The organism is uncultured Mailhella sp. (assembly GCF_944324575.1).
Classification (GTDB): Bacteria; Desulfobacterota; Desulfovibrionia; order Desulfovibrionales; family Desulfovibrionaceae; genus Mailhella.
The window spans coordinates 1-3,439 of the sequence record NZ_CALUWV010000152.1 but is presented as its reverse complement, the minus strand read 5'-3'; the positions used below and the strand labels follow the sequence as shown (position 1 = coordinate 3,439).

2 protein-coding genes are annotated in these 3,439 nt (G+C 57.1%); one reads left to right on the top strand and one right to left on the bottom strand.

Features of this window, described 5'->3' with window-relative positions; all coding sequences use genetic code 11:
- Positions 1-433 precede the first annotated feature (433 nt).
- Positions 434-1,489, top strand: a complete 1,056-nt coding sequence (locus Q0J81_RS10870) for a type II asparaginase (RefSeq protein ID WP_294447854.1) — start codon at positions 434-436, stop codon at positions 1,487-1,489.
- Between the two features lie 232 nt (positions 1,490-1,721).
- Here Q0J81_RS10870 and Q0J81_RS10865 read toward each other — a convergent pair whose 3' ends face one another.
- Positions 1,722-3,089 (bottom strand): MATE family efflux transporter, encoded by a 1,368-nt coding sequence (locus tag Q0J81_RS10865; RefSeq protein WP_294447852.1) that lies wholly within the window; start codon positions 3,087-3,089, stop codon positions 1,722-1,724.
- Positions 3,090-3,439 lie beyond the last annotated feature (350 nt).

The following is a 3,439-nucleotide window of genomic DNA, read 5'->3' as shown; positions in this document are numbered from 1 at the left end:
CCTGCTAGGGCGCGGCTGGTAAGAAAGCCTTATAGGCGCATAAGAGGAACCACCGGCTATGCCGGTGGGGCCCCATTAAGTACGGAACACGTGCAGGGCAGAGGGGGATATTTTCTGCTGAAACAGAGGCAGCCCCGAGAGTGTGTTCCGGCAGAGGGGCGGGCGATTTTTTTCCGTACGGGCGGGGCATGAGGTCTTGCTTTGCCGTCTCCTTCTGCACGAGGGCTGCCGGAACCCCATTGTTCCGGCAGCGTTCACGCCGGGGAAGATGGGTGAATCCTCGTTGAATTTGTCTCAGAGTTTTTTTGCTTGAAACAATTATGTTTTATCTGTCTGGACGGGCGTTCCATAATTCATTGAAATAAATAAAGACAGGTTTTGGCACGGCTTTTGCTTCATGAATGACAGCAGTAAAAGCAAAGGAGACGCATGTATGAAGATCAAGTCGTTGCTGTACAGTTTTTCTCTGGTCATGCTGATGACGGGAGCCGCCTTCGCTGCGGAACTTCCCAAAGTCACCATTCTGGCTACCGGAGGCACCATTGCAGGAGCCGCGCCTTCGAGTACCCAGCTTACGGACTACAAGGCGGGCGAGCTTACGGCCCAGCAGCTCATTGACGCCGTTCCCTCCATTTCTTCCATTGCCAAGGTGTCTGCCGAGCAGATCGCCAATACCGGAAGCGGCAATCTTACCTTTGAGGACTGGCTGAAGCTTGCCAAGAGGGCAAATGAGCTTCTTGCTTCCGATGCCTGCGACGGCATAGTGGTCACGCACGGCACGGATACGCTGGAGGAAACAGCCTACTTTCTTAATCTGGTCGTCAAAAGCGACAAGCCCGTGGTGATTGTGGGAGCCATGCGTCCCGCTACGGCCATCAGCGCCGACGGTCCTCTGAATCTGCTCAATGCCGTTGGCGTGGCCGGGGCCCGTGAATCCTGCGGCAAGGGCGTACTTGTCGTCATGAACGGTCAGATAAACGCCGCTCGTGAAGTGACGAAGACCAACACGCTTTCCGTGGAGACCTTCAAGACTCCCGACTTCGGAATGCTCGGCTATGTAATTGATTACAAGCCGGTGTTTTATCGCACTCCCGTGCGTAAGCATACCAAGGATACGGAATTCGATGTTTCCAAGCTGACGACGCTGCCTCGCGTGGACATTGCCTACCAGACGCTTGGCGGCGACGTGGACATGCACAAGGCATCCGTTTCTTCCGGCGCAGAGGGGCTTATTGAAGCCGGTTCCGGATGTGGAAGCCTTTCCAATGTTTCCCGCGCCGTTTTGACCGAAGCCTCCAAGAATGGACTCATCGTCGTGCGCAGCTCCCGCACCGGTTCCGGCATGGTGACGCCGAGCAGCAAGGATGCTGAGCCCGGTTTCCTCACTGCGGACAACCTGAATCCTCAGAAGGCGCGTGTGCTGCTCATGCTGGCCCTGACGGTCACCAGGGACAAGGCGGAGATTCAGCGCATGTTTGCCACTTACTGATGGCGGATGCGGGATTTGCTTCCCGCATTCTGAGGGGAAAATTTTCTCCCCATTCCCCTGTACGGAGAGGGTCCTGCCGGGCTCTCTCCCGCCAGTTTTAAGGGGGGGGCGAAAAAGCCCCCTCCGGCGTTTGTCCCGACTGGGAGAATGCCGTAAAGTATAATGCTGAAAAGCGCCGGAAACGTCCTTTCGGGCATGTTCCGGCGCTTTTCAGCAGAAGAATCCGCGGATTTCAGCGACCGATTTTTTTCTTCATGTCTTCAACGGAGAGCTGTTCCAGTTTGTGAATGCGCACAAGATAGAGCAGGGCGGCCACGCTGAGACCGAAAATGAGGGCTATCCAGAAGCCCAGCACGCCGAGGGGGGCTGGCGTTAACAGGTCTGTCATGCACAGAATCCAGCCCACAGGCAGGCTTACCACCCAGTAGGCGACGAAGGATATGCAGAAAATGGCCCTTGTGTCGTTCCAGCCTCGCAGAGAGCAGAGCGTATTGGTCTGCACGCCGTCGGGGAACTGATAGAAGACCTCGCAGATGAGCAGAAGACTTGCCATTTGAATGACGGCCTGATCCTGGGTGTAGAGCGCCGCCACGGGATAGCGCACGAGATAGATGAGCACGGCCAGAACGCAGGCCATGCCCAGAGTGATGGTGAGGGCCGTGAGCCTGGCTTTTTTTGCGCCTGCCATGTTGCCGGCGCCGAGCAGCGTTCCTACGCGTATGGTGGAGGCCGCGCCTATGGAAAAGGGGCACATCCATACAAACGCGCTCACGTTGATGGCAATTTGATGGCCCGATACGGTGGTAACACCGAGCGGGGAAACGATGAGCGCTATGAGGGCAAAGGCTGCGGTTTCATTGAGCATGGCAAAGGCGCTCGGCAGACCGATGCGAACCAGCCGTCTGAGAATGGAAGTCAGGGGTTTTTCCGCCGCAAGGGCGGCCTTGTCCGTATGACGGACGAAGAAGAGCATGGATGCGGCCATGAACCAGAAGAGAATGGCCGTGGCCACGCCGCAGCCGGCGGCGCCCATGGCGGGCAGGCCGAATTTGCCGAACACGAAGATGATGTTGAGCGGCACGTTGAGCGCCAGGCCGATGAAGCCGGACACCATGGCAGGCCGTGTTCTGCCGTGTCCTTCCAGAAAACAGCGCTGCACGACGAAGAACATGAGCGCAGGTACGCCCCAGAGCACGGCAAAAAGATACTCCGAGGTTTTCTGGGCGAGCAGTGGGTCCATGGTGCCCCAATGGGGAATGGTCCGGCTGATGACAAGGAAAATTGCCATGAGCAGCAGGGAAATGGCGACGGCAAGCCACAGCCCCTGACGCAGAAAATGTCTGCTCTGGGGGCGGTTGCCGGAGCCCGTGGCCTGAGCCACGAGCGGCGTTATGGCCATGAGCAGTCCCTGTCCGAACATGGTGCCGGGAATCCAGAACGATGTGGCCACGGCCACGGCGGCCATGTCGACGGTACTGGCGCGTCCGGCCACTACGGTGTCCACAAAGGACATGGCAATTTGCGCGATCTGGCCGAGAAAGACGGGAATGGCGAGAAAGACCAGATTGCGGGCTTCCTGCTTGCTGAAATGTCTGAACATAATGTCTCCTCCCGATGGGAGAGGAGGTCTTGCGGGGAAGAGAAGCCGGATCAGCAGAACGTGGCTTCCCTGTTTCGAACCTCATCCCTTTTGCAGGTCAACGGTTTGAAAGATTGCGCCGGCAGTCATGCCATGAAGAACAACTGGAAGCATTTCAGGCATGGGAGGCGCGGAAATGGGGGGACGTGAATCCCTGAAGCGTGTGTCCTGCCCATCCATTGGGGAGGACGAAGAGCGGTTTTTATGCGAACGGAAAACCGCCGGGTGTGGGGTTAGGTTCAGGACTCATTAAATATAAAAGATGACAATGGCAGCGAGACAAATGGCCGAAAAGAACGTGTGGGCACAAC